The 2,582-nt window shown below is 38.9% G+C and carries 1 protein-coding gene and 1 pseudogene; both read right to left on the bottom strand.

Annotation, left to right across the window (positions count from 1 at the left end):
• Positions 1–543, bottom strand: a pseudogene (locus H6G48_RS00075) (tetratricopeptide repeat protein); the annotation flags it as partial.
• A 146-nt stretch (positions 544–689) separates the two neighbouring features.
• Positions 690–2,582: CHAT domain-containing protein (locus H6G48_RS00080; protein WP_190717877.1), on the bottom strand; the 1,893-nt coding region annotated here is incomplete at its 5' end.

Here is a 2,582-nt window from a genome sequence, read left to right on the forward strand (position 1 = left end):
AGGAGGTTCACCAGGATAGACTATTTCAGTTTTATTTGTCTGCGTTTCCCAATTAACCCCATCTATTTTGATAGTATAATTAGTTGCACCCGGAACAGCATTCCACCGCAGTGAAGGACGATTGGTGAGAATATTCGTTTGACGAGGAGTAATTAGGTAAGGTAATTTTGCTAAAACTTTCTCTTTATTTCCTGTTGGACGGAGGGTTGTATTATTAATATTGGGAAGTGAAATCACAGAATTTCCCCGAGGACAGCCACTAGAAACAATATACTTTCCTGTTTTAACCGTCCAAGTCTGTTGATTACTACAATAAACCTTAACGGAAGCATTAGCTGCTACTTCTAACTCATCATCAAAACTGAGGGTAAGTCCAACAGAAGCGGGAAGAGATTTCTTCCATTGTGGTTTTTTAACGGTAACTTTCCCTTTTACCTGAAAAATTGTGTTAACTCCAACAGTGTTGCTAAAAGTCGCCGCCGGAAATCCTACCGTAATTAATATCAGGGAAATGGGGGTAAAGAGTTTGAGAAATTTATTCATGGGTTGAATCACTTGAGGTTTGGCTTTAATTAGGTTTGTTGTTGAACTTTAGTCATAATACGGTGCGCTGAAGCGCAACTATGAACTATTTCTTGACTGTTAATTTTATTGATACTAACTTATTTTTTCTATTTTATGTTGATTTATTATGGGGATGAACTAAATTCCATCGGAGTCCAATCACCAGAAATAATAAAACTTGCCCAGTAGAAGGGATGTTGATAGTTTTCACTCTTGATCATTCCTAGTTGAATTTGCCGTAAAGCTTCACTGCGTCCTTCTCCTTTTTGTAAGCGTCCATAATAGGCCACCATTAAATCTTTAGTTGCATCATCAGATACTTTCGAAAGGCTAATTAATTGGCTTTCACTTCCTGCAATAACTAAAGCGCGGCGCAATCCATAAACTCCTTGACCGATTTTAATATCTCCTTTCCCCGTATCGCAAGCAGAAAGGACAACTAATTTGGTTCCCACTAGATTGAGTGCAGTAATTTCCAAAGCCGTGAGAACCCCATCATCTCCTGCACTTTGACCGATTGTAACTCCTGCTAAAACTAACCCAGAACGCAATAAAGGATTCTCAATAACATTCCTTTCTGGTTTAATAAAAAAACCATGAGTAGCGATGTGGAGAATATTCGGTTTTTTCACTTGCTTGACGGCGTTTTCTGTGGCTTGAGAACCAGTTAAAACAGTGGCTTGAGGTAAGATATTTTTAATCGCTTTAGCTTCTTCCTCTGTACCCGGAAGACCGGAAAAAGTAAACTCAGACAGGTAGATGGAACGAGTGATAGTGCTTTTTTTTCCTGCTTTATTGTAGAAAGGAGCAGCTACAATGAGCGGAGATTGTTGACTAGCAAATTTATCTTTAAGGCGCAGTAAATCCCGTCCAGAAGTGAGGTAAGTAATATGATAATTTTCCACTAAGTATTGATTATTTTTATCCACTAAAGCTTCAAAAGGAATTAAATTAAGTGCAGCGTCAGGAGAAAGCAGAATTGTTTTAGTATTGCCTAATAATTGACGGATAGGCTGCATCAATGTCTCATCAAGTTTACGCGCTGATTTTTGTAGTTGAGGGAGAGGAGTTTGTGCGTCTGCAAGATTGTCACGGAAGTAAATTAATTTGTCGTCAATCGGTTTAGCTTCCCCTAAATCCTTGGCTTTGATGTCACCATTGGGATAGAGAATATAAACAGCATAACGAGGATTGCCATAGCGTTTATTTTCAGGCGCTTTAGGATTAAAAGGTCGATAGCGGACTATTTCAACTAAAGCAGCATTGGCAGGAATTAACTTTTGAATACCTTCGAGGGTAATGGGTTGGGATAGGCTACTAAATCTGGCACTACGACGACCGATTTTATCCTCTATTTCTTTTGCTTTTGCGGTAACTTCGTTAAGTTGTTGACGGTAAATTTCTGGTGAGGGGATATCATCAGGCTTTTTAAAAGTCAGATTAGATAGTTGAGTCCGAACTTCAATCAGTTGAGTTAATAATTGTTGACTTTCGAGGTCATCAGTACGTTGTCGGAGAATTTGTAAGCTATTGGTTGCAACATCTAAAATTCGTCCTTTGCGTTCTAAGATAGTTTTCAATGCAAGACGGGTTGCTTCTGGGTTATTCGGTGCAGCTTGAAGATTGAGGGAAATCACCGAATTAGTCGTCCCTAAAACCTTTGCCATATAATCTTGTTTTTGCTTGTCATCTCCAATATTCAGGTTTTTTGAGAGGTTGTATTCTTCTACTGCAAGTCCTTGGTTGAGATAATTAATTGCTTGAGGAATATCATCTTGAGACCAGTAAAGTCCAGCCAAATTGTTGAGACTTTGTGCGGTATCGGGATGGTTGTCTCCTAATTGTTGTTTCCTGATAGTTAAGGCTTGTTTGTAGAGGGGTTCAGCTTCACTGTATCTTCCTTGGGATAGGTAAAGTTCTGCTAGGTTGTTGAGACTTTGAGCGACATCAGGATGGTTGTCTCCTAACTGTTGTTTCCTGATAGCTAAAGACTGTTGTAAAAGAGGTTTAGATTCACT

This window comes from Microcystis flos-aquae FACHB-1344, assembly GCF_014698375.1.
Taxonomy (GTDB): Bacteria; Cyanobacteriota; Cyanobacteriia; order Cyanobacteriales; family Microcystaceae; genus Microcystis; species Microcystis aeruginosa.